The organism is Undibacterium sp. Ji50W, from assembly GCF_049340445.1.
Taxonomy (GTDB): Bacteria; Pseudomonadota; Gammaproteobacteria; order Burkholderiales; family Burkholderiaceae_D; genus Undibacterium.
This window is the reverse complement of sequence record NZ_JBMPOX010000086.1, coordinates 1-294: the sequence shown is the minus strand read 5'-3', so window position 1 is coordinate 294 and position 294 is coordinate 1. Positions and strand designations below refer to the sequence as shown.

The window sequence follows — 294 nt, the reverse complement described above, 5'->3', positions numbered from 1 at the left end:
CCAAAGAAATCACTGCCTACGCAGGTGTTGATGCCAACGCCACAGCCAAAGTATGGCTGAGCAAAGTCGTTGATGCAGCCACACTGGCCACAGCACAAACCACCGTTGACACGACCATCGCAGCGATCGTCACCAACAGCCCAGGTTCCCAAATCGTTCTGACGAATGGTACTGACATTGTTTCCGGCGAAACATTCACAGCCCCACAAGTCTACACACCAGGCGGCAATGCCCGTATCAACAGCCTGCAAGACGAAGACCAACTGACCGGTACCGGCGTCTCCAATACCCTGA

1 protein-coding gene is annotated in these 294 nt (G+C 54.4%); it reads left to right on the top strand.

The features are described 5' to 3' along the window. The coding region (locus ACO0K9_RS28135) for a hypothetical protein (protein WP_422990715.1) at window positions 1-294 on the top strand (294 nt) is incomplete at both ends.